This is a genomic window from Lederbergia citrisecunda, from assembly GCF_018343695.1.
In the GTDB taxonomy this organism is placed as follows: domain Bacteria; phylum Bacillota; class Bacilli; order Bacillales; family Bacillaceae_C; genus Lederbergia; species Lederbergia citrisecunda.
The window spans coordinates 2151973-2177422 of record NZ_JAGYPJ010000001.1 but is presented as its reverse complement, the minus strand read 5'-3'; the positions used below and the strand labels follow the sequence as shown (position 1 = coordinate 2177422).

The 25450-nt window shown below is 36.2% G+C and carries 27 protein-coding genes; 19 read left to right on the top strand and 8 right to left on the bottom strand.

The annotated features are described in order from the left end of the window. The first annotated feature begins 39 nt into the window (after nucleotides 1-39). The 3 genes from KHA93_RS10945 to KHA93_RS10935 all read left to right on the top strand — a co-directional run bounded on the left by KHA93_RS10945 (nucleotide 40) and on the right by KHA93_RS10935 (nucleotide 1824). Entirely contained in the window at nucleotides 40-780 is a 741-nt protein-coding gene (locus KHA93_RS10945) for a peptidylprolyl isomerase (RefSeq protein ID WP_213110752.1), read from the top strand. A 223-nt stretch (nucleotides 781-1003) separates the two neighbouring features. Further along, complete coding sequence (locus tag KHA93_RS10940) at nucleotides 1004-1189, top strand: hypothetical protein (protein WP_233711504.1); 186 nt, start codon at nucleotides 1004-1006, stop codon at nucleotides 1187-1189. A 92-nt stretch (nucleotides 1190-1281) separates the two neighbouring features. Further along, entirely contained in the window at nucleotides 1282-1824 is a 543-nt protein-coding gene (locus KHA93_RS10935) for a superoxide dismutase family protein (protein ID WP_213110750.1), read from the top strand. A gap of 70 nt (nucleotides 1825-1894) precedes the next feature. Here the strand turns inward: KHA93_RS10935 and KHA93_RS10930 are convergent, their stop codons facing one another. Both KHA93_RS10930 and KHA93_RS10925 read right to left on the bottom strand, forming a co-directional pair. Then, the gene (locus tag KHA93_RS10930; RefSeq protein ID WP_213110749.1) at nucleotides 1895-3058 is read right to left on the bottom strand and encodes a MalY/PatB family protein; all 1164 of its coding nucleotides are present in this window, start codon (nucleotides 3056-3058) and stop codon (nucleotides 1895-1897) included. A 141-nt stretch (nucleotides 3059-3199) separates the two neighbouring features. Next, nucleotides 3200-4015 (bottom strand): alpha/beta fold hydrolase, encoded by an 816-nt coding sequence (locus KHA93_RS10925; protein ID WP_213110748.1) that lies wholly within the window; start codon nucleotides 4013-4015, stop codon nucleotides 3200-3202. A gap of 173 nt (nucleotides 4016-4188) precedes the next feature. On the opposite strand from KHA93_RS10925, the gene yugI reads away from it, so the two are divergent. The 4 genes from yugI to KHA93_RS10905 all read left to right on the top strand — a co-directional run bounded on the left by yugI (nucleotide 4189) and on the right by KHA93_RS10905 (nucleotide 9267). Further along, entirely contained in the window at nucleotides 4189-4581 is a 393-nt protein-coding gene (yugI, locus tag KHA93_RS10920) for a S1 domain-containing post-transcriptional regulator GSP13 (RefSeq protein WP_213110747.1), read from the top strand. Between the two features lie 247 nt (nucleotides 4582-4828). Continuing rightward, on the top strand, nucleotides 4829-6373 hold the full coding sequence (gene pruA, locus KHA93_RS10915) for an L-glutamate gamma-semialdehyde dehydrogenase (RefSeq protein ID WP_213110746.1): 1545 nt from the start codon (nucleotides 4829-4831) through the stop codon (nucleotides 6371-6373). A 234-nt stretch (nucleotides 6374-6607) separates the two neighbouring features. After that, nucleotides 6608-7798, top strand: coding sequence for an ornithine--oxo-acid transaminase (locus KHA93_RS10910; protein ID WP_213110745.1), 1191 nt, complete (start codon nucleotides 6608-6610; stop codon nucleotides 7796-7798). 224 nt (nucleotides 7799-8022) lie between these two features. After that, a complete protein-coding gene (locus KHA93_RS10905) occupies nucleotides 8023-9267 on the top strand; it encodes a Glu/Leu/Phe/Val family dehydrogenase (protein WP_213112879.1) in 1245 nt (414 codons plus the stop codon). A gap of 75 nt (nucleotides 9268-9342) precedes the next feature. Here KHA93_RS10905 and KHA93_RS10900 read toward each other — a convergent pair. Then, nucleotides 9343-10901, bottom strand: a protein-coding gene (locus KHA93_RS10900) for an IS3 family transposase (protein WP_432806308.1) whose coding sequence is annotated in 2 segments (ribosomal slippage) — nucleotides 9343-10268 and nucleotides 10268-10901 — 1560 coding nt in all. Because the reading frame shifts where the segments join, the coding sequence is not laid out codon by codon here. A gap of 204 nt (nucleotides 10902-11105) precedes the next feature. Between KHA93_RS10900 and KHA93_RS10895 the strand changes: the two genes are divergently transcribed. The 8 genes from KHA93_RS10895 (at nucleotide 11106) to KHA93_RS10855 (ending at nucleotide 18662) form a co-directional block, all read left to right on the top strand. Beyond that, a complete protein-coding gene (locus KHA93_RS10895; protein ID WP_213110744.1) occupies nucleotides 11106-12455 on the top strand; it encodes a glucose-6-phosphate isomerase in 1350 nt (449 codons plus the stop codon). 103 nt (nucleotides 12456-12558) lie between these two features. Next, nucleotides 12559-12963, top strand: a complete 405-nt coding sequence (locus tag KHA93_RS10890; protein WP_213110743.1) for a YugN-like family protein — start codon at nucleotides 12559-12561, stop codon at nucleotides 12961-12963. Nucleotides 12964-13021: 58 nt separating this feature from the next. Continuing rightward, nucleotides 13022-13243, top strand: a complete 222-nt coding sequence (locus KHA93_RS10885; RefSeq protein WP_213110742.1) for a hypothetical protein — start codon at nucleotides 13022-13024, stop codon at nucleotides 13241-13243. Between the two features lie 115 nt (nucleotides 13244-13358). Then, on the top strand, nucleotides 13359-14081 hold the full coding sequence (locus KHA93_RS10880) for a TerC family protein (protein WP_213110741.1): 723 nt from the start codon (nucleotides 13359-13361) through the stop codon (nucleotides 14079-14081). Nucleotides 14082-14274: 193 nt separating this feature from the next. Beyond that, nucleotides 14275-15273 (top strand): N-acetylmuramoyl-L-alanine amidase, encoded by a 999-nt coding sequence (locus KHA93_RS23850; RefSeq protein ID WP_432806312.1) that lies wholly within the window; start codon nucleotides 14275-14277, stop codon nucleotides 15271-15273. A gap of 264 nt (nucleotides 15274-15537) precedes the next feature. After that, nucleotides 15538-16464 (top strand): ROK family protein, encoded by a 927-nt coding sequence (locus tag KHA93_RS10865; RefSeq protein ID WP_213110740.1) that lies wholly within the window; start codon nucleotides 15538-15540, stop codon nucleotides 16462-16464. A gap of 17 nt (nucleotides 16465-16481) precedes the next feature. Then, nucleotides 16482-17069, top strand: a complete 588-nt coding sequence (locus tag KHA93_RS10860) for an SIS domain-containing protein (protein ID WP_213110739.1) — start codon at nucleotides 16482-16484, stop codon at nucleotides 17067-17069. A 90-nt stretch (nucleotides 17070-17159) separates the two neighbouring features. Continuing rightward, nucleotides 17160-18662: an FGGY-family carbohydrate kinase gene (locus tag KHA93_RS10855; protein ID WP_213110738.1), complete on the top strand. Its 1503-nt coding sequence runs from the start codon at nucleotides 17160-17162 to the stop codon at nucleotides 18660-18662. Between the two features lie 97 nt (nucleotides 18663-18759). On the opposite strand, the gene KHA93_RS10850 is transcribed toward KHA93_RS10855, so the two are convergent. Further along, nucleotides 18760-19725, bottom strand: coding sequence for a quinone oxidoreductase family protein (locus KHA93_RS10850; RefSeq protein WP_213112878.1), 966 nt, complete (start codon nucleotides 19723-19725; stop codon nucleotides 18760-18762). Nucleotides 19726-19991: 266 nt separating this feature from the next. On the opposite strand from KHA93_RS10850, the gene KHA93_RS10845 reads away from it, so the two are divergent. Beyond that, nucleotides 19992-20429: an NUDIX hydrolase gene (locus tag KHA93_RS10845; RefSeq protein WP_213110737.1), complete on the top strand. Its 438-nt coding sequence runs from the start codon at nucleotides 19992-19994 to the stop codon at nucleotides 20427-20429. Between the two features lie 231 nt (nucleotides 20430-20660). On the opposite strand, the gene KHA93_RS10840 is transcribed toward KHA93_RS10845, so the two are convergent. The 4 genes from KHA93_RS10840 to KHA93_RS10825 all read right to left on the bottom strand — a co-directional run bounded on the left by KHA93_RS10840 (nucleotide 20661) and on the right by KHA93_RS10825 (nucleotide 23425). Continuing rightward, entirely contained in the window at nucleotides 20661-21104 is a 444-nt protein-coding gene (locus KHA93_RS10840; RefSeq protein WP_213110736.1) for a carboxymuconolactone decarboxylase family protein, read from the bottom strand. 204 nt (nucleotides 21105-21308) lie between these two features. Next, nucleotides 21309-21575 carry a hypothetical protein gene (locus KHA93_RS10835; RefSeq protein WP_213110735.1) on the bottom strand — a complete coding sequence of 89 codons (267 nt, stop codon included), beginning with the start codon at nucleotides 21573-21575 and terminating at the stop codon, nucleotides 21309-21311. Nucleotides 21576-22219: 644 nt separating this feature from the next. After that, nucleotides 22220-22399, bottom strand: coding sequence for a DUF4083 family protein (locus KHA93_RS10830; RefSeq protein WP_213110734.1), 180 nt, complete (start codon nucleotides 22397-22399; stop codon nucleotides 22220-22222). A 237-nt stretch (nucleotides 22400-22636) separates the two neighbouring features. Further along, nucleotides 22637-23425: an HAD family hydrolase gene (locus KHA93_RS10825; RefSeq protein WP_213110733.1), complete on the bottom strand. Its 789-nt coding sequence runs from the start codon at nucleotides 23423-23425 to the stop codon at nucleotides 22637-22639. A 291-nt stretch (nucleotides 23426-23716) separates the two neighbouring features. Here KHA93_RS10825 and KHA93_RS23845 point away from each other — a divergent pair, with 291 nt between their 5' ends. The 3 genes from KHA93_RS23845 (at nucleotide 23717) to KHA93_RS10810 (ending at nucleotide 25366) form a co-directional block, all read left to right on the top strand. Beyond that, nucleotides 23717-23866: a hypothetical protein gene (locus KHA93_RS23845; RefSeq protein WP_432806311.1), complete on the top strand. Its 150-nt coding sequence runs from the start codon at nucleotides 23717-23719 to the stop codon at nucleotides 23864-23866. A gap of 375 nt (nucleotides 23867-24241) precedes the next feature. Further along, nucleotides 24242-24835 carry a YdeI/OmpD-associated family protein gene (locus KHA93_RS10815; protein ID WP_213110732.1) on the top strand — a complete coding sequence of 198 codons (594 nt, stop codon included), beginning with the start codon at nucleotides 24242-24244 and terminating at the stop codon, nucleotides 24833-24835. 330 nt (nucleotides 24836-25165) lie between these two features. After that, nucleotides 25166-25366, top strand: a complete 201-nt coding sequence (locus tag KHA93_RS10810; RefSeq protein WP_026574136.1) for a cold-shock protein — start codon at nucleotides 25166-25168, stop codon at nucleotides 25364-25366. Nucleotides 25367-25450: the final 84 nt, after the last annotated feature.

The following is a 25450-nucleotide window of genomic DNA, read 5'->3' as shown; positions in this document are numbered from 1 at the left end:
TATCCATTTTATTGTAAAGTAACTTTTGGAGGGCTACATATGAAAAAATTTCTTTTTTTACTTATGTTTGTTACGATATTATCTGCATGCGGCACAAAGTCCTCAGTAATCAATTTAAACGAGGAGACTGCAACAGGCAGTAATCAATCTGAAAAGGAAGAAGGAGATTCAGAAATGGCTGAACAAGTAGTATACCCACAATTGTCCACTGAAGTGGCGGAAAATGAAAAATTAGTGCAAATGAATACAAATATGGGATCAATCAAAATTAAACTGTTCCCTGAACAAGCTCCAAAAACAGTGGAGAATTTTGTAACACATGCCAAAGAAGGATACTATAATGGAATTATCTTTCATAGGGTCATTAAAGATTTCATGATCCAAGGTGGAGATCCGACTGGTACAGGTAGAGGTGGAGAGAGTATTTACGGAGATTCATTTGAAGATGAATTTTCTATGGAATTATTCAATCTCCGTGGAGCTCTTTCTATGGCGAATGCTGGACCAAATACAAACGGAAGCCAATTTTTTATAGTACAAAACAATTTTATGGATCCGCGTGTGAAGGGTCAGCTTGAAAATGCTGGTTTCCCACAAGAAATTATAGAGGCTTATATCGAGAATGGAGGTACACCTCATCTCGACCATCGTCATACTGTTTTTGGACAAGTTATTGATGGAATGGATGTTGTCGACAGTATCGCTAATGTAAAAACCGCTCCTGGAGATAAGCCTCTTGAGGATGTTGTGATTGAAAGTATTGATATCATTAAGGAATAAAATGTAGCCGTCCATATGGGCGGCTTTTCACATTATTGTCGACTTTTACATGAACGAGCGTCTTGGTTTTAGCAAAAATACTTTGATATAATAATATATGTAGTTTAAATAAAAGCGGAAGGCGCTTGCAGCTAGACAAGATCAGTTTATAGGCGATGAAGCTGAATAATAAAAGGAAAGGATGTTTTCCTTGTTTTCAATTTTAAAATCATTTGTTTTAAATATGCCATTTCTATATTTTCCAGAGGATAAAACTGAGTATATTCCAGCGGCGATATCAATGTCGATTTTTATCTTTGCTTGCATTCTTACTTTTGTACTTATAAAGAAGATCTCCAAAAAACAAGAAGCAAAAACAAAGCATTTAGAAGAACAAATAAAGAATGAAAAACAGGACAAGCATCTATAAAGGGATGCTTTTTCTTTTTTGTCTTAAACAAGGATATTTCATTTTTTGCATGGCAATAATGACGAAAAGGGAATTCTAATGGAGGGTTGGCTATGAGGAAAATAATGTTGCTTTCAATTTGTCTTATTCTTTCAGCATGCTCAAATCCATTTCCAAAGAAATTGGACATAAATGTAAAAAATACGGATGGAGATTCTCTAGGGAAAATAAAGCTTGAGGAAAAAGCAGAAGGATTAAAATTTAAAGTTGATTTAAAAGGCTTGCCTCCAGGTATACATGCCATTCATATTCATGATAAAGGAAAATGTACACCACCCGATTTTTTATCTGCTGGAGATCATTTTAATCCGGATAAAAAAGAACACGGGCTTCTCAATCCGAAAGGTCCTCATGCCGGAGATCTTCCTAACTTAATTGTAAAAGAAGATGGAAAAGTAAAAACGGATTTTACTGCTAAAGGAGTCACATTTAAAGAAGCCAAAAATTCTCTTTATACAACAGAAGGAACCTCAATTGTCATTAACGAGGGAGCGGATGATGGCATGACTCAACCAACGGGAGATTCGGGAGAGAGGATTGCATGCGGTGAAATTACTAAGGATCGAAAACCTGCAAAATCAACGAAAAAATCGTAAAAAAAGTACTGTTCCACTAAAAGTGGAATAGTACTTTTTGATATTTAGATCTTAATAAATAAAAGGAGCTTTAACTAAACGCCAATTTTAACCTTTCAATTCCCTCTTCAATTATCGAGCGAGGGCAGGCGGTATTGAATCTTATAAATCCTTCTCCTCCTGGGCCGTACGAATCTCCAAAATTGACAGCTAATCTACCTTTTTCAATTAATCTTTTTCGTATTTCATTTGCACTTAACCCCGTTTTTCGGCAATCAACCCAAACAAGATATGTTCCTTCAGGCTTTATCACCTCTAAATCCGGCAACTCTGTTTCAATTCCTTTTTGAAGAATTTCTATATTCTCCCGTATGTAAGCAGTAGCATCATCTAGCCATTTTTCTCCATATTGGTAGGCAGCTTCCATCGCAATGATTCCAAACGTATTTAATGTATGAAATCCTTCATTCTTTTGGATATCTTCTATTTTTTTTCGTATTTCTGCATTTTGCACGACCATAAAGGATGATTGCAGCCCAGCTAGATTAAATGTTTTACTTGGAGCCATAAAGGTAATAATTAAATCGGAAAAAGAAGGATCTAAAGAACAGATTGGAAAATGCTTATGAGGTGGTGCAACAATATCTGCATGAATTTCATCTGATGCGATGATGACACCATATTCTCTACATAGCTCTGCAATTTTCATCAGTTCTTCTTTTGACCAAACTCTCCCAGCAGGGTTATGTGGGCTACATAGTAAAAATAGCTTTACGCCGCTTTTTAATTTTTCCTCAAAATCTACAAAATCTATTTCATAGCGTCCATCTTTTAATACAAGAGGGGAGTTGACGACTTCTCTCATATTGCTTTCAATCATATTAAAAAAGGGTGTATAAACAGGCGATTGCAGCATGACCTTGTCTCCGACCTCTGTAAATGCGCGGATCGCCATACCGATGGAAGGAACGACTCCAGGACTATACAAAAGCCATGAGGGCTTAATATCCCATTGATGACGTTTACTAATCCAATTTATGATCGCATTTGCGGTGGTATCTCCAATAATGGTGTACCCAAAAACACCATGCTCAACACGTTTTTTCATAGCGTCCAGTACTTCGCTTGGTGGACGAAAATCCATGTCAGCCACCCACATCGGGAGCAGTTCATTTTTGCCAAAAGCTGCTTTCATCCCATCCCATTTTACAGAAGATGTGTTTTTTCTATCAATTTTTTCATCAAAAATCTTCATTGTTGTGCTCCTTTCCAAATCATCACTTAATGTTAATCATAAAGCTGGAGGGATGGATATTACAAGTAACTACATCTACATATTCTTTTTTCATGTTGTATTTTGTAAGAGATGTTTGTCAATTAATATGAAAAGAGCTTTTTAAATAAATTGTGTTATTTCATCGTAAACTTCTTTTGGTATTTCTTCGGGCAATAAATGGCCAGTATTTTTAAAAACGACTAACGAAGAATTTGGTAAATCATTAGCAAGGCGATTTCCGATATGCAAAGGGACAATTTTGTCGTGGTCTCCCCATAACAGTAAACACGGTGTTTGAATCGATTGAAGAGCATTCGCTGCAAGATCACCTTCCCGATGACGAAGCATTTTTGCTAATGCCTGGAAAATTTCGTTATGATGAAAAGGTTCCTCGTACCCTTTTATCATATCTTTATCAATGATTGATTGGTCATAGACGACGATTTTTAAATTTTCCTCTACACCAGATTTCTTAAGATAAAGTTTAATAAATCGTTCGACAAATGGAACATACGTTAACGCTCTAAGATGTGTTTTAGCACGTGGAACATACCCGGAACAACTAATGAGAATTGCTTTTTTTATTAAATCGGGTCTTTGAAGAATCATATTTAAAACAATTTGCCCACCCATCGAATGTCCAATGGTAAAAATATGTTTACACCCCACCATATCGAGAAGGTTTAGAATAGTACTGGCAATATTTGCATATGTATAACGGAATTTCAATGACTTTCCGCTTTTTCCGAATGGGGGAAAATCTATGGAAATAATATGAAAATCCTTTGCTAAGTATGGTATTAATCTGCGAAAACTAAATGAAGATGACAGAAATCCATGGATTAACACAATAGTTTCACGTGCATTTGGATGCTTATATTCCTCGTAATAAATAGTAATACCATTAATATTGATTGAAGAACGTGTTGGTAACATCCCTTCACCTCCGTATTATTATGTTACCCGTTTTAAATAGGTTTGAAAAAAGGTCTAAGGGGAAAATTTTCTATATAAGATAGAACGGTATTTTTGATTCTAATAATTCTCTATGTTATAATTTACAATTGCGTAAATTAGGAGAAAATCAAATATTAATTAGGAGTGTTTCCATGACTACAAATTATGAAACGGGAGCGGTATTAACAGGTAAAGTAACTGGAATCCAACCGTATGGTGCATTTATTGCATTAGACGATCAAACTCAAGGACTAGTTCACATTTCAGAAATTAAACATGGTTTTGTAAAAGATATTCATGATGTTTTATCAGTCGGTGATGAAGTAAAAGTAAAAGTTTTAGGTATTGATGAAGAGAAAGGGAAAATTAGCCTTTCAATCCGTGCTACTGAAGAGGCGCCAACTCAACGTGAACCTAAAACTCCGCGACGTCAAGGTACCATTAAAACGGAATCAACGCAAACAAGTAACGAAGGTTTTAACACCTTAAAGGATAAACTTCAAGAGTGGATCGAACAATCACGCGAAGAACTAATAAAAAAATAATTTTTTTTCAGGATGTCCATTAGGGCATCCTGTTTATATTTTGGGCTATATGAAATCGTTCTGTTGATTGGAGAGATATTAACATACTAGGTTAACACTATTATGATTCATTTATGTAAAGCACAGGCATTCTGGCAACGAATATCAGTACTCCTAATGTCCAAGATACGGCTTTTTCTATATGATTTTCATAAAATATGTTACTATTTATGTGTTGAAATAAAAATTGCCGTGAGGGGGAAACTGTATGATTGCTTATCGTCATGAACCTTTTACAGATTTTACTAAAGAAGAAAATAAACTGGCATTTGAAAAAGGATTGCAAATCGTGAATGATTATCTTGGACAAGATTACCCGTTAATCATTAATGGAGAACGTATCACGACCGAAGATAAAATTGTTTCTATTAACCCGGCAAATAAAGATGAAGTAATTGGCTATGTTTCGAAGGCAAACAAGGAGCTTGCGGAACTGGCAATGAATAGCTCTCTAAGAGCTTTTGAAACTTGGAGAAAAACGAAACCTGAAACAAGGGCTGATGTTTTATTTAAAGCAGCTGCTATTATTAGACGCAGAAAGCATGAATTTTCAGCTCTGTTAGTAAAAGAAGCAGGTAAACCATGGAATGAGGCAGATGCCGATACAGCTGAAGCCATTGATTTCATGGAATATTATGGCCGTCAAATGCTTGAAATAAAGGATGGAAAGCGTGTCGAAAGTAGGCCAGGGGAATTTAATCGTTATCATTATATACCTCTGGGTGTAAGCGTTGTTATTTCGCCATGGAACTTCGCATTGGCTATTATGGCTGGAACTACAGTGGCTTCAATGGTCACAGGGAATACGGTTCTATTAAAGCCAGCGTCGACAACACCAGTAATTGCTGCAAAATTTGTGGAAGTACTTGAAGAAGCTGGAATGCCAAGAGGGGTTGTCAACTATATTCCTGGGAGTGGTTCGGAAGTCGGTGATTATTTAGTCGATCATCCGAAGACACGTTTTATTAGTTTTACGGGGTCTCGGGAAGTGGGAATTAGAATATACGAACGTGCTTCGAAAGTGAATGCAGGCCAAATTTGGCTAAAGCGTGTCATTGCCGAAATGGGCGGAAAAGATACAATTGTCATAGATAAAGAGGCTGATCTTGAATTAGCAGCTCAATCAATTGTTAAATCCGCTTTCGGATTTTCTGGACAAAAATGCTCTGCTTGTTCTCGAGCAGTTGTAGTCGAAGATGTGTATGATCAAGTGCTTGCACGTGCAGTTGAAATAACAAAAGAATTAACAGTAGGGAATCCTATAAATCTAAACCATTTTATGGGACCCGTAAACGATCAAAATGCGTACAATAAAATATTGAACTATATTGAAATTGGTAAACAAGAAGGCAAGCTTATGGTTGGAGGACATGGGGATGATTCACAAGGCTTTTTTATAGAGCCGACCATTTTTGCAGATCTTGATCCAGAAGCTAGAATTATGAAGGAAGAAATTTTTGGACCTGTTGTGGCGTTTGCAAAAGCGAAGGATTTTAAAGAAGCAATTGAAATCGCCAATAACACTGAATATGGGTTAACAGGTGCTGTTATCTCGAAAAACAGAGAACATATTGATTATGCTCGAGAAGAATTCCATGTGGGAAATCTATATTTTAACCGTGGATGTACCGGTGCAATCGTTGGTTACCAGCCTTTTGGCGGATTTAACATGAGTGGAACCGATTCTAAAGCCGGAGGTCCTGACTATTTACTCCTTCATATGCAAGCAAAAACAACATCCGAAATGCTTTAATTTCTCACTATATGAATTATTAAACATTTTTAAAAATAGAGATTCAATGTCCTAAGTTAACGCTTATCGACTAGTAAACTTCTTTAATATTTCCCTGAAGTTTAGGAGGAAAGTCACAAAAGAAAAACGAATATGTCTTTTGGCGAACTCCCTACATTATGTGTGCCTGTATGTCGATGAGCAAATAGCTTGCGCTTTTGTTTTAATGAAAACAATCGACAGGAGGTTTTCAATTTGGGTACAGAGGAAATTATTGCACAAACCGAAAAATACGGAGCAAGAAATTATAATCCTCTGCCTGTTGTTATTTCCGAGGCAGAAGGGGTATGGGTAAGAGACCCTGAAGGAAAAAAATATATGGATATGTTGAGCGCATATTCCGCAGTAAATCAAGGTCACCGTCATCCAAACATAATAAAAGCTTTAAAGGAGCAAGCGGATCGTGTTACATTAACATCGCGGGCGTTTCATAATGATATGCTTGGGCCATGGTATGCAAAGGTTTGTCAGTTGACGAGGAAAAATATGGTCCTCCCAATGAATACAGGTGCTGAAGCTGTTGAAACTGCAATAAAAGCAGCAAGGCGGTGGGCTTATTCAGAAAAAAAAGTTAAGGAAAATCAAGCCGAAATTATTGCATGTGAAGGCAACTTTCATGGAAGAACAATGACTGCAATTTCTCTATCATCAGAAGATGAATATAAATTTCATTTTGGCCCTATGCTACCTGGTATAAAGCTTATCCCATATGGTGATATTGAATCTTTAAAAAAAGCGATTACTACGAATACGGCTGCTTTTTTAATAGAACCTATTCAAGGAGAAGCTGGAATTATCATACCACCTGAAGGGTTTTTAAAAGAAGCATATAAGATTTGCAAAGAAAATAATGTATTATTCATTGCGGATGAAATACAATCAGGATTAGGGCGGTCAGGAAAAATGTTTGCCTGTGATTGGGAAGCGGTGGAACCGGATATGTATATATTAGGAAAGGCGCTTGGAGGTGGGGTATTTCCGATATCCTGTGTAGCGGCAAACAGTGACATACTTGGTGTTTTTAACCCTGGTTCCCATGGTTCGACCTTTGGTGGAAATCCAATGGCTTGTGCAGTTTCTATTGCTGCATTGGACGTCATTCATAATGAAAAACTTTGTGAGCAATCACTTGAACTTGGACTATATTTTATGTCAAAATTAAATGAAATTGTCAATCCGTCGATAAAAGAAATAAGAGGAAAAGGACTTTTTATCGGTGTTGAGTTAAACGAAAATGCTCGTCCCTATTGTGAATCCTTAATGTCAGAAGGGCTCCTATGTAAAGAAACGCATGAAAATGTCATCCGCTTTGCTCCACCATTAACGATTACTAGGGAAGAGCTGGATTGGGCGATTGAACGGATTAAAAAAATACTTTCAAAATGATATAATTAACTAAATTTAGCGCAAGTCCCTCATTTATGTAAGTAGTATGATGGATGCAAGTAAATATTCATATAAAGAGGGCTCAAACTCAGTCTGAATTTAGTTAGTGCCTCCGGCGAATGCCTCAGATTTTTAAAGGAATTACGAGTTTCATAAAAAAATCTGGATTAAACCGCCAAGGCGTCATTGATTCTGATTACAAAATAAAGAGGCGAAAAAAAACGATGGCAGAAAATCTTAACCTATTTACATCAACGCAAGAGGTAATTAAAGATGGCCTCCATAAGCTTGGTTTCGGTGAGGAGATGTACGAACTTTTAAAAGAACCAATGAGAATGTTAACAGTACGAATTCCTGTAAGGATGGATGATGGATCTGTTAACATTTACACAGGTTTTCGTGCACAACACAATGATTCAGTTGGACCTACAAAAGGTGGTGTCCGTTTTCATCCAGATGTCACGGAAGAAGAAGTAAAAGCAATGTCGATGTGGATGAGTATTAAATGTGGAATCGTTAATCTGCCTTACGGTGGAGGTAAAGGTGGAATTATATGCGACCCAAGGACAATGTCTATGGGCGAAATTGAACGCCTTAGTCGTGGTTATGTTCGTGCCATCAGCCAAATTGTTGGTCCGACAAAAGATATCCCGGCTCCTGACGTTTACACAAATTCACAAATCATGGCTTGGATGATGGATGAATATAGTCGACTCCGTGAAAATGATTCTCCAGGCTTTATTACTGGAAAGCCAATTGTGCTTGGTGGTTCGCAAGGTAGGGAAAAGGCTACTGCTCAAGGTGTAACGATTTGTATTGAAGAAGCTGCTAAAAAACGAGGAATCGATTTAAAAAATGCTAGAATCGTTATTCAAGGATTTGGAAATGCAGGAAGCTATCTTTCTAAGTTCTTATATGATGCGGGAGCAAAAATTGTAGGGATCTCTGATGCCTACGGGGCTCTTCATGATCCTGATGGTCTGGATATCGACTATTTATTAGATCGTAGAGATAGCTTCGGTACAGTAACAACTTTATTTGATAATACAATAACAAATAAAGAACTATTTGAACTCGATTGCGACATCATTGTTCCTGCTGCAGTAGCAAATCAAATAACTTCAGAAAATGCACCTAATATTAGAGCATCTATCGTCGTTGAAGCCGCAAATGGTCCAACGACGGAGGAAGCAACGAGAATATTAAGTGAAAGAGGAATTTTACTTGTACCGGATGTGTTGGCGAGTGCAGGTGGGGTTACTGTTTCTTATTTCGAATGGGTTCAAAACAACCAAGGATATTATTGGACAGAAGATGAAGTAAACGAAAAACTTCGTACGAAGCTTGTTGAAGCATTTGAGAATGTATACAATATTGCTGAAAGTCGAAGAGTAAATATGCGCCTTGCTGCTTATATGGTTGGATTACGTAACGTAGCGGAAGCTTCCCGTTTCAGAGGATGGGTATAAATTTAGAGATGAAAATACCACAGTGAAGATGAACTGCCCCCTGTCAAGTAGACAGTGGAAATAATAAAAACTAATCTAAGCGGCGTTAGCTCTAAATTCCATAGGGCTAAGGCCGTTTAGTCGTTTTTGATATCTTTCATGATTATAAAAACGAATGTATTCATTTATCGCTTTAGAGAGGTCTTCAAATGTCTCGTACTTATCTAGATAATACTTCTCGCATTTGAGTGTACCCCAAAAAGATTCCATCGGTCCATTATCGATACACCTACCAACTCGTGACATACTCTGTGTCATCTCTGCTTTATCAATTCTACGTTTAAAGCCATGAGAGGTATATTGGAATCCACGATCACTATGAATAAGTGGATGATTCTCGTCCAATTGTTTTGTAGCTTGATCAAGTGTTTTAAACACAAGGTTATTATTATTGGAATGTCCTAAAACATAGCTAACAATTGAGCCATCATACAGGTCAAGAATAGCGCTTAAATAAGCTTTCTTTGATGGACCATATTTAAATTCTGTGACATCAGTTACCCATTTTTCATTGGGCTTTTCAGCTTTGAAGTCACGATTTAATACATTCTCCGCAACATGTTGGGGGATAGAACGCTTATAACGTTTCTTCTTTTTCCGTATGATGGATTGTAAACCAGCAACCCTCATCAGCCTATAATAACGTTTGTGGTTGAAGTTCTGCTCGAATTTTCGATTTATGTTCAACATCATTCTACGATAGCCATAAATGCCCCCCACTTTTTCATGGAGAGCCTTCATCTCTTTTATAATTTCATCATTCTGAAGTTCTCTTGCAGATGGTGTACGTTTAAGCCACTTATAGTAAGCAGCTCTTGAAATACCAGCGATTTTACAAAGCAAGAAAAGACTCAAATCTTCCTTCACATGAACCTCATGAATAGCGATATAAATAGTTTCAAATCGGATTCGGCTTACTTTCGCCTCCTTTCGATCTCCTCTAACTTTTTTAAGAATAAGTTCTCCGCACGTAAACGTTCATTTTCTCTTTCTAACTTTTTCATCTGAAGTTTGATTTTCTCTTCTGGCGTTAGCTCAGCTTCTTCCTTCTTTCTTCCACGTTTATCTTTAAGTGCCTCATCTCCGCCATCTTCATACTTCTTAACCCACTGATACACTTGTTGATAAGAAACTTCAAACTTCTCAGCTGTTTTTTGATAATCTTTACCGTTCCCCAAGAAATCCAGCACTATTTGTATCCGTTCATCCCAAGTAGTTTTTCTCCCTTTAGTCATAGAGATCGTTCTTCCTTTCGACGTATCCTTTAATTCTCTATGACTATTATACTTGTTAATCCATTCTCTGAGGACAGAGTTATCCGAGATATTGTACTTTCTCACAATCTCTCGAAGAGAGTATTCGCCTGAATGATAATCCCTGACAGCAGCTAGTTTTAATTCTTTACTGTACCTTTTCCAAGATGATGACTCTTTAAGACCTTCGGTACCATATTTATCAAATTTATATTTCCACTCATTAATTGTGGATATATTTACCTGGTACTTCTTAGAGATTTCGGTTAATGTCCATTTTCCATCTTCGCATGCTTTTATTACTTTATACTTATACTCTGCTGTGAAAGCTCTTTTAGACACAAAAAATGCTCCCCTTTTGGTAGTCAGATTTTTATTTTTTAATCTGTCTACCATAAGGGGAGCATATCAAGATGCACTGTGGTATTTTATTTGACCTTCGCGACAAGTTAAGACGTTTTACGCCAATATCATTAATTTCTTGAAAATCTTCCCTTGTTCGGCTAGAGTATACCATATAGATTTTGTACATAAGGAGGAAAAGTGATGGGACATCTTAAGTTTGATTACTCTAAAGCATTATCTTTTTTCGGTGAACATGAAATTACATATTTGCAAGCGGCAGTGGAAACAGCTCATAAGCAATTACATGAAAAAACAGGAGCTGGAAATGATTATACTGGTTGGGTGGACCTTCCGCATGAGTATGATCGAGAAGAATTCTCCCGCATAAAAAAAGCGGCCGAAAAAATCAAAGAAGATAGCGATGTCTTACTTGTTATCGGAATTGGTGGATCTTATCTAGGTGCGCGCGCTGCTATTGAAATGCTTAATCATAGCTTTTATAATGCTCTTTCATCTGAAAAGCGTAAAACTCCACAAGTCATTTTTGTGGGAAATAACATTAGCTCAACCTATATGAAAGATTTAATGGATTTACTTGATGGAAAAGATTTTTCAATCAATGTCATTTCTAAATCTGGAACAACAACGGAACCAGCGCTTGCTTTCCGTATTTTCCGCAAACTTTTAGAAGAAAAGTACGGAAGTGAAGAAGCTAAAAAACGCATTTACGCTACGACTGATCAAGAAAAAGGTGCATTAAAGACATTAGCAAATGAAGAAGGATACGAATCGTTTGTAATCCCTGATGATGTTGGGGGACGATATTCTGTTTTAACAGCTGTCGGGCTGCTTCCTATTGCAGTGAGTGGAGTCGAGATTGAAGACATGATGAAAGGTGCAGCGGATGCTCGAGACGAATTTAGCTCCCCTGAGCTTAATAAAAATATTTCTTATCAATATGCTGCGATTCGTAATGTTTTATACAATAAAGGAAAAACCATTGAAATGCTCATTAACTATGAACCAGGTTTGCAATATTTTTCTGAGTGGTGGAAGCAATTATTTGGAGAAAGTGAAGGGAAGGATCAGAAAGGAATTTTCCCAGCATCAGCCAATTTTTCTACAGACCTCCATTCACTTGGTCAATACGTTCAAGAAGGTCGTCGTGATTTGTTTGAAACAGTCATTAAGGTAAAGAATCCACGCCACGAGCTTGTCATCGAAAGTGAAGAAGGCGATTTGGACGGATTAAACTATTTAGAAGGCAAAACGGTTGATTTCGTGAATGATAAAGCATTTGAAGGAACGCTTTTAGCTCATACTGATGGCGGGGTTCCCAATTTAGTAGTAGAAATTCCTTCAATGGACGCTTACACTTTTGGATATCTTGTATATTTCTTTGAGAAAGCATGTGCCATTAGTGGATATTTACTAGGCGTTAATCCATTCGACCAGCCTGGAGTAGAAGCATATAAAGTCAATATGTTTGCTCTTCTTGGAAAACCAGGATTCGAAGAGATAAAAGCAAAATTAGAAAAAAGATTAAAATAACTACGATGCACCTACAACGATGTAGGTGCTCTTTTATTTTTCTTTAGAATAACCCTTCGTATTCCAAGGAATAATAGTTGGAAAACGAAGGAGTGATTGAAAAGTGCATGAAATAAATTCAACGATAGAAGGAAGAGAATTTAATTTACATAAGCTGGAACAACTTTTGAAACCTAAGGGTTATGTCATTGGCGGTAACTGGGATTATGACCGTGGATTTTTTGATTATAAAATGGCTGATGACGGCGGATATCAATTTTTGCGAGTTCCGTTTACAGCTGTTCATGGTGAGCTTGATACCCCAGGAGTCATTGTCCAGTTAGGAACTCCTTTTGTTCTAGAGCATGTATATCAAAAGGGGTTAGATGACCATGCTGATAGTACTTATATGTCCGCTTCGTTCAATCAATTTTCCGAACCCGAAGATCCTGATGGAAACCTTGATGAAGATTATATCCAAATGGGAAAAGACTTAGTAAAAGAATTAGAAACAATATTATCTTTTTAAAACACCATTGATAAATACGAACGTCTGTTCTATAATGTTTTCAAAAGGAGGTTTTTAGATGAGAAAGCTTCTTGCGGAATCTTTGACATCCGGAATTAAATTAGAAATGATTTATTTATCGGATAAAAAGGTTTTAACACAAAGGACAATCAAGGTTTTGGCTATTGGAGAATCATCATTTAAGGCCTTCTGTTATTTGCGTGGAAAACAAAGACTCTTTAAGATTGACAATATTTTATCTATAGCAGTTCCGAGAAAAAAGTTCAGCCGTGGAGCATAAAATTAGTAAAATGCAAATATCCTATATTATTTCCAATTTTAACGTACGAATAGTAGCGTTATAGAAAATATGATATACTATTGAAGTTAAATTCCTTAGAAGGAAGGAAACGAATATGGATATAGCTTCGATACTAGGAATTACGTTTACCTCGGCAGCCATCATCGCATTATTGAAAATTATCGCGATCGATATTGTATTATCAGGTGATAATGCAATTGTAATTGCAATGGCGACTAGAAACTTACCGAAGGAACTACAAAATAAGGCTATTATATGGGGAACAGCTGGAGCAGTAATTTTGCGAATATTATTCGCTATCATCATCGTTTGGTTATTGCAGATTCCCTTTGTTAATATTATTGGTGGTGTATTGCTTCTATGGATTGCATACACTGTTCTTGTTGGTGGAAATGATGGGACGCACATTTCATCACATAATGGATTTATGAGGGCGGTAGGAACGATCATCATGGCGGACGCTGTCATGAGCTTGGATAATGTGGTAGCAGTAGCTGGCGCAGCTGACGGTCACGTGGTTATGATCGCTGTAGGAGTTGCTATCAGTATTCCGATTATGATTTTCGGCTCAAAGTTTATCGTAAAGGTAATGGATAAATATCATTGGATTGCTTATGCAGGGTCTGGTATTTTAGCATGGACAGCAGGAGAAATGCTAATGAAGGACAAGCATATTGATGAGCTGATAGGCATCTCTGAAGGACTTATGACTTATATTACAATCGCATGCATTACGGTACTGATCCTACTTGCAGGTTATTTTACGAATAAAAGAATGGAAATAAAAAGAAAAGAAAGTCAACAATACAGCCAATAATATTCATAATACTTATTTAGACAACCGATTACCATTCATGGTAGTCGGTTGTTTTTTGTTTGCTAACCGTACCCGTAATCGCAGTGTATTCATATCATTGAAATAGATGGGGATGAAGTTTGAATCATACTAGAGAAATTGCCAATGAGTTTACTTTCAATCGTGATAATTAAATACGAAGGAGAAGATCAATGTGGTGAAAATCTTTATTGACCCGGGACACGGCGGTTCTGACTCTGGAGCCACTGGATTTGGATTACGCGAGAAAGATTTGACGTTAAACATTGCCAAAAGAATTGAAAAAATATTATTACTTGAATACGACGATGTACAAGTAAAGATGAGCCGTACAGGTGATCAAAGCGTATCCTTAAAGGCAAGAACTAATACAGCAAATGTTTGGAAAGCGGATTTTTTACTATCTATCCATATTAACGCGAGTGGGGGGACAGGTTTTGAAAGCTTTATTTATATAGGAAATTTCCCTAGTCGAACTGCTACAAACCAAAAACGTAATATCCTCCACAACGAAGTAATAAAAGCGACTGGATTTATGGATCGTGGAAAAAAAGAAGCTGATTTTCATATGGTTCGAGAATCTCATATGCAAAGCGTATTAACCGAAAATGGTTTCATTGACAATGCACACGATGTAAACCAATTAAGTCAATCCTCTTTTTTGGACAAGATAGCGAGAGGTCATGCAAACGGATTAGAAAAAGCGTTGAATTTAAGGAAGAAAAGTGCGGAACAAGTGTCGGTTGTTTCTTCGTCTAAGGGAGAAATGAGTAATGAAAGGTACAAAGTAAATAAAACATTAGATGGCTACTACACAGCAGCAGACGCAAAAGCGGAAGTAAATAAGAAAACCAAGGTAGAAAAAGGAGATTATTTCGTTTTCAACCGATTCGAGGGAATGATTAACGTAACGAAAGTAAAAGGAAGCCCTGGCAGCTGGATAAACTCCAAAAATAATACGAGGACAAAACCTCAAAATACATTCCTAATCAAAGTGAAGGCAAATGAATTGTGGTACTACAACAAACCGGACTGGAATGCTCGTGAAGGAACTGTAAAAATAGGGGATGTGTTTACGGTAGTTGACACGCTTACAGTAAATGGTTCGAAAATGTACGCATTAAAAAGTGGCACATATATTACAGCAAATCCACAGAACGTAGAGAAGTTGTAGACTCATCATCCATAATGCTACAAGATTGGCAGCTTTATGGCTTTTAATAGTGGAAAAGGAATATTAAAAATAGTTGAAATCTTGCTAATTTAAAAATATTTTTTCGTTGACAATGATAGCGCAAACATATACTAATAGAATAAAGTCACTAGAATCATCGTCTATTAGACCTTTAGTGATGATAAACATGTTTATACAAAGACTATTAAATTTTAAAGTTGGACATAACAGATTGAAAAAACCTAATGTTAGGAGTGAGAAAGCATGTATTATCCAAAAATAGTGGCGGGAATAGATATTGGTGGAACAAAGACTCTGATAGGTCTAGTGGATCACTCTGGAAGCATTTTGGTTAGTCAACAATTTCCAACCGATATCAAAGATGATCCCAAAACTCATATTGAAAAATGTATAGAAACTTTGAGTAATTGTATGAAACAAATAGGCATTAATGATCAATCATTATATGGGATTGGTGTGAATGTGCCGGGATTAGCGGATCCAAATAAAGGATTATTGCTCCATGCACCGTATTCTGGTTGGAAAAATGTTCCTGTTAAAAATAATCTTCAAGAAAAATGGCCAGGAATACCGATTCGAATTGCAAATGATGTAAACGCGTGTGCATTAGGAGAACTTGTATTTGGAAAAGGAAAGAAATTTCAAAATTTCCTTTGGGTAACGATCAGCACTGGGATTGGCGGTGGAATTATTATTAACCGCAACATTTACGAGGGAGAGCATTTCATTGCAGGAGAGATTGGGCATTTAGTAGTTGAATGGGAGAATGGGAATCTTTGTGGATGTGGCAATAGTGGATGCTTAGAGGCACACGCATCAGGTACAGCAATTGCAAAGATGGCGGAGAAGGAGAAGCTTATTCCAGCAACAGCTAAAAACGTTGCACAATTAGCCTATTATGGAAATAAAATAGCCTTAGACATTTATAGACAAGCTGGCGAGTACATAGGTCGAGCATTTTCTTATGCAGCAAATGTATTAAATCCCGGGGCGATTATTATCGGTGGTGGAGTTAGTTTATCATTAGACCTACTTGAACCACATATACGCAATACATTTCATTCAGCCGTCATAGATGAAAAGAATAAAAACATACCTATTTTAAAGACGGCACTTGGTTATGAAGCAGGGTTAATTGGTGCTGCTAGTTTGATATATGCAAATGAATGATAAGGAGCTGAGCATAATTGTTTCGATCCTACTATATTGAATATCAAGCTGAATGGTTAAATGTGATTCAACAGCTAGATATTAATGTTATTGAAAAAATTTACGAGAAAATTAAAAACTCAACTGAAAATAATCAACAAATTTTTGTAATGGGTAATGGCGGAAGTGCTGCTTCAGCATCTCACTGGGCATGTGATCTTGGAAAAGGAGTTAATGTGAATGGGGTTAAAAGGTTACGTATATTTAGTTTAACGGACCAAGTCCCTCTTATGACAGCCTATGGGAATGATATGAGTTATTCGGATATTTTCGTGGAACAGCTAAAAAATTTCTTAAATCCCGGCGATATCGTCATTGGCCTCTCTGTATCAGGAAACTCTGAAAATGTAGTCCGAGCATTTCAATATGCAAAAGATTCTGGGGCACAGGTAATATCATTAGTAGGAGAAAAAGGAGGAAGAATGAAAGTTCTTTCGGATATTTCGCTTGTTATTCCATCAAGTGATTATGGAGTAGTAGAGGATGTTCATATGTATGTGAATCACGTAATCTCACAATATTTAAGGAAAGAAAATGAGAGAGAAGGGGCATTATTAGCAAAGTGACATTTTTTAGAGTATATAGGTTAGGACGTGTTTAACTTGTCAATAAATCCTAATGAGAAAAAGTGTTGAAAAATGTTGGAGGTATGATTCATGAAGATGCTACTAGGGATTGATATAGGGACTACAAATTGTAAGGCAGCTGTATTTGATGAAACTGGTAAATGTATGAAAATCGTTAGCAGAGCGACAAAAGCCCATTATCGAGAGAATGGCCAAGCTTTTTATGATCCAAACGAAATATGGGAAATTGTTTCTGCGAATATAAAAGAAGCGATAGTGGATTATAAACAATCTGTTGCAGTCATAGGTATTACAAGTATGGCAGAAACAGGGCTGCTTATAGATAGAAAGTCTAAATTGCCTAAAACCGAAATGATTCCGTGGTTCGATAAACGAGCAATGGAGGAAACAGAGTACATTTTTAAGTCATCCGATCCAATCGAGCGCTTTTCCAAATCAGGTTTGCCGCCGAGCTTTAAATATGGGTTGCCAAAGATATTATGGTTAAAAAAGCATGATTCTGATATTACAAAGGATGCCGTTTGGCTATCTGCATCGGATTTTATTGCTTTTAAACTAACAGGAGAATTTGGAACAGATTATTCACTTGCAGCGAGAACATATGGATTTCGAATCGATGAGAAAATATGGGATGCTCCTTGGTTAAATACATTCGGTTTAGAAGAAACATTATTTCCTGATGCTCAGCTTGCTGGCACACCAATTGGAGAGGTAAATAACCAAGATTGTATTGAATACGGGTTGTCAAAAGGGACACCTGTAGCTGTTTCAGGTCATGATCACGTTTGTGCAGCTTTGGCTGTTGGAGCGGTTAACCCTGAAACGGTTCTTGATTCAATGGGGACGGCTGAAACGTTAGTCGGAGCTTTTAAGGAGCGCAAACTTGGAGAAAAGGAATTCAAATCAGGTTTATCTTATGGATGCCACGTCGTGAAAGACCGTTATTTTTGGATGGGGGGAAATCCTTCTTCAGGTGGTTCAATCGAATGGATACGATCTCAAGTTTCAGAAACTCAATTAACATATGACGAAATGCTTCGTTTGCTCGAGGAAGCTTCAGAAGGACCGACGGGAATATTATATTTTCCTTATTTATCTGGAAGTGGGGCACCGAATCCTAATCCTTATGCGAAAGCTGCTTTTATCGGTTTAGAGAAAAACCATGGGAGAAAAGACATCATTAAGTCAATGCTCGAGGGTACCGCTTATCAACTGAAATTAATTCAAAAAGCTGCTGAAGAAATTGCAGGAAAAGAGATTACGAAGGTAGTGGCAGTAGGTGGTGGTACGAAAAATAAATATTGGATGCAAATTAAAGCAGATGTGTCAGGATGTACATATTCTATTCCTGATATAAGCGAGTCCACTTTATTAGGTGCTGCTATGGCGGCCGGTATTGGCAGTGGAATATATCGTGATGAACAAGAAGCCATTGATAAGATCAGTAATCAATTTCGTATGGAAATCACTCCAAATGAAGGAAATCATTCTGCTTACCAATCAGCTTATTCAAAAGATTATCTTATGATGGAAGAGGTATTTCGTACGTATTATAAAAAACAACCAAATTGACCGTCGGAGCGATAGTTAGACCCTGAAAGATAATTGGCAGTTACACTGGTGTTCGCAGGTATCCCCCACTTCAAGCGTTAGCTAAGTGGGGGAAAGTTCAAGGTTTCAATAATATCTTTCCTATACTTTTTCGACTCTCTAGTAATAAATGTGCTTTTGAACCGTTTTCTAAACGAAAAATAGTTGGCTTAGTTATTTTTAATTTTCCTTTTGTTATCCAGTCAAATAGCTGTAGCGATCGTGCTTTTCTTTCTTCATAGGAAGTCAGGACATTCCACAGGTCGCCTCCGGTCAAGGTTTTGGAAGTGTCCATAAGCATACGTGGATCTACTGGATCAGGATTGCCTCCAGACATTCCAAAAAATACAACAGTCCCGCCGATTATTAAAGCCTCAAAGCTACTCTTTAAAGTAGAGCCTACTGAATCATATACAACATTTACACCAAGCCCATCTGTTACTTCTTTTACTTTTTGAGCCCACTCTTCTTTGTATAAAAAGACATGATCTGCTCCCAGTGATAATGCAGTTTTGGACTTTTCCACTGAGGAAGTAAGACCGATCACTTTCCCGCCTAGTTGTTTACATATTTGAATGAGATTTTGACCGACTCCACCAGCTGCAGCATGAATGAGGATGGTATCTCCATCTTTAATTTCATAACTGTCTTTTGTTAAGTATTGTGCTGTTAAACCTTGCAATAAAACAGAGGATGCCGTTTCAAATGATATTTTTTCAGGTAATGGGATCGCTCTTTCTTCAGGTACTGCGACAAGCTCAGCGTTGGCGAACGGCACATCTGCAAATCCAACACGGTCACCAACTTTATATTTCGTGGTATCTTTACCAACTTGCTCCACGATACCTGATCCTTCATATCCCAATATGTATGGAGGGGTCCCTACTAAATGATAATTTCCTTTTCTTCTGTATATATCAGCGAAATTCAGACCAATTACTTTCATTCGTACTAACAATTCCTTTTCCTTTATGATCGGGTCAGGAATATCTTTGTATTGAAGTACTTCAGGTCCGCCAAACTTTTCAAATACGAGTGCTTTCATCATCATCCTCCCTTTTAAAGTTGGGCATTCATTTACAATCTTCTCCAAAAGGAGATAAAACTAATATTAGAAAGAGACTATTTTTGTAACAAATCATATGAGTTATTAAATAATTTCTTGTTCAACTAAAAGTTAATGAAAGAAGGATTATAAGTAGTAATACAGAATAGCGTACTAGAATATTACAGGAGACTAGTTGGAAGAAGGGACTTCATAAGAAAAGTATTAGTTAAACAGTTAATAAGTAACAAAGGAGGTTATTTATTATGCAAGAATGGTTTGGTTCATCAGGCGTATGTATAAATGAGAAAAATGAACTATTAATGGTCTTACAAGGAAAACCTGAAGAAGAAAAAACATGGTCTATTCCATCGGGAGGAAAAGAACATGAGGAAACGTTCGAAGAATGTTGTATTAGAGAAATTGAAGAAGAAACGGGGTATTCTGCAAAAATTATTGAAGAAATAAAGATAAAAAGAGGAAGTTATGAACATCTTAATATAACTTTTGAAGTTCATTATTTTTTTGTAAGGATAGTTGGTGGAAAAAGAATAATTCAAGATCCAGATAATCTAATTTACGATATTGCATGGAAAAATACAGATGAAATAAAGACTCTAAAATTATCATTTCCAGAGGATAGGGATTTTTTAATTGATTACATAACGAAAAATACAAGTCCAAATCCTTATCATAATAACTAATAGCGGTTGTGCAATTAGAGCAGCAGCTTTTTAAATACTATGTCATTGGGGTTATTAAACTTGAATATTAGCTATTTTATAAAATTATATAGCAAGGCATTTTTAGGGAGGGTATTTACTAAAATGTATTTTGCCTTGCTCTGATATGTTAGAAAACTCGTTTTGGTAAAAATTGTACAACAAAATAAATAAAAAAAAGAACATCATAGGATGTTCGTAAAGTTAAGAAAATTAAATCTTTGTTGGTGTTTGACCCAAAGCAATAGAGAGTCTATTCCAACTGTTTATTTGATTAATAATAAGAATTAGATCAACATATTGTTTCTCATCATAATGTTCTCGGACACGGTTGTGTAAGTCATCAGGAACTCGTTTTGTTGGTATCAAGGTAATATGCTCAGTAAGTTCTAAAGCAACTTTTTCTTCAGGTGAATAAAAATCGCATTCTTCCCAGGCATTTAAACAATAAATTCTTTGTTCCGTTTCCCCCAACTTACGAGCATCGGATGTATGCATATTGATACAATTTGCACAACCGTTAATTTGAGAAGCCCTAATTTTGATCAACTCTCTAGTAGTTTGATTAATTGAAGACTTCTTAGTGTACTTCTCCATATCTAACATAATCTTCAGTGCATCTGGTGCAATATCAATGTTGGAGATGCGTAGACTCATAAGGAACAACCCCTTTGTATTAAGATCATTTTATTATACTTATGGAAATACATTAATAGACTATGACAAAATCCTTATTTGATATGATTTTAATGTTTCTAGGGAGTTATACAGATCAATATTGATGGAACATCTAAGAAAAAATATTAGACAATGAGAAATTTAGTGTATTTTCTTCGCAGTACGAATATGAATCGAAAAGTACTAAAGCTTATCTTTATCTTTACTGAAATATTCAAATATCAAAACGATAAATCCTAAAAAGAATGAGATGATTCCGGCGGAGAATGGGATGCCTAAATATAAACTTTGTGCATTATCTATATCTGTTGCACCAAAAATAATAAACCATAGTTCAGTTCCTCTATATTCACTGACTTTGGGAAAATAGTTAACAGCCAGTATTATTATAGTTAAACAGATTAGAGTTCCGTTAAACATTAAAAAACCGCCAATAATTGACCTCTTCAATACATCACTCCCAATTTAATTAACAATAGTCAATTTCATTTTTATATACAATAATTGTATTACAAATATTAATCATATGAGATGTTATTAAAGGTAATTAGAATTAAAATGAAATGTCTCCTACATATCAATTAGATAAGCAGGGGTAATCAATTCATAATATAATAAGTAATAGGGTGCATCAGGTAGGGGTGGCTGGAGTTTTCGTGCTTGTACTCTTAGTAGTATTTGTTCTAGACCAATATTCATTGGATTGTGTTAATAGTACCAAAATTTCTCAAAAAAAATAACTGCTCCGAAATGGAACAGAAATACAAAAAATTATTTCACAGTTTTTAAAGGAACGATTACTTTGTTATAAAATATTCTTTCCCATTTAGCCAACAGCCCGTTCCCATTTTTACCCCGTTTTATCTGAATTTCGTGATTTCTATGGAATGCTCTAACGCGCTCATTATGCTCTTTATGTCGTGGTGTAAAGTATTACGCTTCATTTTTTATCCTCCTTTCAATAATTAATTAATTATATGGTTGGATAGATGAATTAATAGTGATTCTATCAATAAAATGTGTGTTTCGGAGCAGACATATTATGTGCAATAGATGAAAAAAAGATGCTCTAACCTACAGAGCATCAAAATAATTTAGATTTGTTTATCTTGCTTTTCGAGCAATTGGATAATTCTATCTAATTTATTATTAATATCATCAGAAGCACTATTTTTCGCCTTAGCATTAATAAGCATTGCTCTAATGAATAGTATGAATGAAACAGCTCCTAAAAGGAGAAGTAAATAAATTATGACAAATAGAATATTACCCATATACAAAAGTACCTCCAACTTTTTGGGTAATTATACCATGAACATCCTAATTAGGTGTGCAACAGTTCGAATATTGATAATTAGGAGTAATTAGTAATTCTAGAGTAGTTGATATTGATGAAAACCAACCAATACATGAACGAAAATGTTAGATGATTAAAAATGACAGGTATGAAATCTAACGAAATAGATCACACCTGTCACTTTTTTATAACAATTAATTATTTTATAGTAATCCTAAACCACATATGATTCATGAAGATAACGTTCTATAAACTCGGCTAATCCATCATTTTCGTGGTGTCCTGTAACAAAATCAGCTACTGCTTTAACCTCTTCGCTAGCGTTCCCCATTGCGACACCAGTGCCGACATGACGAAGCATCTCTATATCATTAGGTCCGTCTCCAATGGCTACGACTTCATTTGGACTAATTCGTAACTCGAAAAGTAAGCTTTTTATCGCAGACCATTTGGAAACATTAGGAGCAACCAGTTCAAACCCGTCATTCCAATTTATGACTTCTGCTTCCTTTTTAAACAAAGCGGATAATTCAGGACTTGGTGCATCTGTTCGAACACTATATTTAAGCACATCTTGGTATTTTGCCTGTCTTAAATCTCCAATATACTGTGGTGGAATTTTCCCAACTTTTATCCAATAGTCTATTTCTTCATTTGTTTCCTTACAATAAAACCCATTTGCTGTATGAATAATAACATTACAAGGATTTTCAGCTGTCAGATGGTGGAATCGTTCCTCGTTCAGTCGGAGGGTTTTCATTTGCATAGCTCTTCCTGTCTCTGCATCGTGAATAGCCGCACCATTCAAACAGATCATTGGAGTTCGTAATCCAATTTCTTTATGGTAAGGAGCGGTTATTTCATAATGTCGACCAGTAGCTAGAAAAACCATGACTCCCTGATTAATGAGTCTATAAATGGCTTCCATATTTCGACCGGAAATGTTGTTTGAGGCTTGTAGTAGTGTACCATCCATATCAATAAATATTGCACGCACATTCATGTATACTGCCTCCTCATTTGTTAGTAAACAAATCATATCATCGAAATATTAAAGCTCTGTAAACTTAGTGTACAGATTAAATAAAGTTTATTGGGAAGCAAAGTGCGGTAATGTCCATTAACGGGTTGAAGATTGGGCTGTCATTTCGGCAGCTTTTTCTTTTCGTAGCGGCATAAGCTCTTCGTATCTTTACAAGCCAGATCAGCTTGACACGACATCAATTATTCTCCTATTATAAATCGGATACGAATCGCTGACTTTTCATAATGCGAAAGTAAGGGAAGGCTATTTTTGACCATTAATAAAATGAGGGAAGTATATGTAGTCGTTGCCGACCTGACTCGACGTGAACTGATTCGTCTATTGGTGGACATTGAAGAATTACTTCTTCACGAATTGACATCTCAGTTCGATTGGGGCTACGGCGTTCCAAACACTTAGTTATCTTGAAAGATGCTCGTCTCGTAAAAGACCGAAAAGTAGGAGGGGGAACATTTTCTGCTGTGAGAAATTCAAGAGTGGGTGGCTTTCTATAGCAAGTTATGGAGTATGAAAATATTGCGTTTGAACCAACTATTAGAAGCGTAAGAAGAATGAGTTTAATACTAATATTGGATTTTAAGTACACGAAATCGAACGAGAAAGTTTGGTCATGGTTTAGAGGTTTCATGCGAGTTTGCCAAGTGGGTCATGGAAAATGATTTAAGGTTGAGGAATATTAAAGTAAAGCCAAAAAGTAACAAAAAAGAATTTGAGAAATTGATAATGATCATTCTGACTGTAAACTAATTGAAAAATAGAAGAGGGGGTTACTTTATGACAGAGATTAGAATGAATCCTAAGGTTGATGAATTTTTAGGTAAAGCCAGAAAGTGGAAGGAAGAATATGAGAAATTGAGAAATATCATTCTTGACTGTGATCTGAATGAAGAATTTAAATGGATGCATCCTTGTTACACGTTTGAGAAAAAAAACATCGTTTTAATACATGGATTTAAAGAATATTGTGCGCTTCTGTTTAACAAAGGTGCCTTGTTAAAGGATCCACATGGGATTCTAATTCAACAAACGGAGAATGTACAGGCGGCGCGCCAGATTCGGTTCACCAATGTTCAAGAAATAGTTGAAATGGAAGACATCTTGAAAGCTTATATTTATGAAGCCATTGAAGTGGAAAAAGCTGGTTTGGAAGTAAATTTCAAAAAGAATACAGATTTCATCATTCCTGAAGAACTTCAAAATAAATTCGATGAAATTCCTGCCTTGAAAACGGCTTTTGAAGCATTGACTCCGGGACGACAAAGAGCATACGTTCTTTATTTTTCTGCAGCCAAACAATCCAAAACTCGAGAGTCAAGGGTTGAAAAATATATGCAGCAAATCCTCAATGGAAAGGGATTAAATGATTAATATATTCAATAAGAAAATAAATTATTCAAACCTTATAATATTACCTCACTTTGCGTTCATTCCAGCTCCTTTTTGGATGGCAGGTAACACTCAAACAAATAATATAAAATGTAAAAAAAACAAAAAACTAAACGGTGATTTGAGTTGAAGATGAAGTTGCGAAGGCAGACTAATTAATTACCTTGCAAATACAATTAAACAATGATATCCTAAAAGAGAATTATTTTTGTTCGGTGTATATGATAGCATAAGTTTTTACTTCTTCTTGATAATCACTGAGAGCAAGGATAGTAATACATTGTGTGGTAAACACACTAGGAGGCAACAAAAATGGAAAACGGTAAAGTAAAATGGTTTAACAGCGAAAAAGGCTTCGGTTTCATCGAGCGTGAAGGTGGAGAAGACGTATTCGTCCATTTCTCAGCGATTCAAGGCGAAGGTTTCAAAACTTTAGAAGAAGGCCAAGCAGTAACTTTTGATGTTGAGCAAGGTCAACGTGGAGCACAAGCTGCAAACGTTCGTAAAGCTTAATTTTCAAAAATAACGAAAGACAGACTCTTAATGTGGAGTCTGTCTTTTATTTTGCATAAATCATAAAAAGACCCCACCTATAAA

Coding starts and splice junctions, on each gene's coding strand:
- KHA93_RS10845 (WP_213110737.1), top strand. CDS start 19,992: ATGCAAGAATGGTTTGGTTCATCAGGCGTATGTATAAATGAGAAAAAT.
- KHA93_RS10850 (WP_213112878.1), bottom strand. CDS start 19,725: ATGAAAGCACTCGTATTTGAAAAGTTTGGCGGACCTGAAGTACTTCAA.
- KHA93_RS10935 (WP_213110750.1), top strand. CDS start 1,282: ATGAGGAAAATAATGTTGCTTTCAATTTGTCTTATTCTTTCAGCATGC.
- KHA93_RS10815 (WP_213110732.1), top strand. CDS start 24,242: ATGACAGAGATTAGAATGAATCCTAAGGTTGATGAATTTTTAGGTAAA.
- KHA93_RS10895 (WP_213110744.1), top strand. CDS start 11,106: ATGGGACATCTTAAGTTTGATTACTCTAAAGCATTATCTTTTTTCGGT.
- KHA93_RS10830 (WP_213110734.1), bottom strand. CDS start 22,399: ATGGGTAATATTCTATTTGTCATAATTTATTTACTTCTCCTTTTAGGA.
- KHA93_RS10825 (WP_213110733.1), bottom strand. CDS start 23,425: ATGAATGTGCGTGCAATATTTATTGATATGGATGGTACACTACTACAA.
- KHA93_RS10945 (WP_213110752.1), top strand. CDS start 40: ATGAAAAAATTTCTTTTTTTACTTATGTTTGTTACGATATTATCTGCA.
- KHA93_RS10865 (WP_213110740.1), top strand. CDS start 15,538: ATGTATTATCCAAAAATAGTGGCGGGAATAGATATTGGTGGAACAAAG.
- KHA93_RS10885 (WP_213110742.1), top strand. CDS start 13,022: ATGAGAAAGCTTCTTGCGGAATCTTTGACATCCGGAATTAAATTAGAA.
- yugI (WP_213110747.1), top strand. CDS start 4,189: ATGACTACAAATTATGAAACGGGAGCGGTATTAACAGGTAAAGTAACT.
- KHA93_RS10810 (WP_026574136.1), top strand. CDS start 25,166: ATGGAAAACGGTAAAGTAAAATGGTTTAACAGCGAAAAAGGCTTCGGT.
- KHA93_RS10840 (WP_213110736.1), bottom strand. CDS start 21,104: ATGAGTCTACGCATCTCCAACATTGATATTGCACCAGATGCACTGAAG.
- KHA93_RS10880 (WP_213110741.1), top strand. CDS start 13,359: ATGGATATAGCTTCGATACTAGGAATTACGTTTACCTCGGCAGCCATC.
- KHA93_RS10930 (WP_213110749.1), bottom strand. CDS start 3,058: ATGAAGATTTTTGATGAAAAAATTGATAGAAAAAACACATCTTCTGTA.
- KHA93_RS10940 (WP_233711504.1), top strand. CDS start 1,004: ATGCCATTTCTATATTTTCCAGAGGATAAAACTGAGTATATTCCAGCG.
- KHA93_RS10855 (WP_213110738.1), top strand. CDS start 17,160: ATGAAGATGCTACTAGGGATTGATATAGGGACTACAAATTGTAAGGCA.
- pruA (WP_213110746.1), top strand. CDS start 4,829: ATGATTGCTTATCGTCATGAACCTTTTACAGATTTTACTAAAGAAGAA.
- KHA93_RS10905 (WP_213112879.1), top strand. CDS start 8,023: ATGGCAGAAAATCTTAACCTATTTACATCAACGCAAGAGGTAATTAAA.
- KHA93_RS10925 (WP_213110748.1), bottom strand. CDS start 4,015: ATGTTACCAACACGTTCTTCAATCAATATTAATGGTATTACTATTTAT.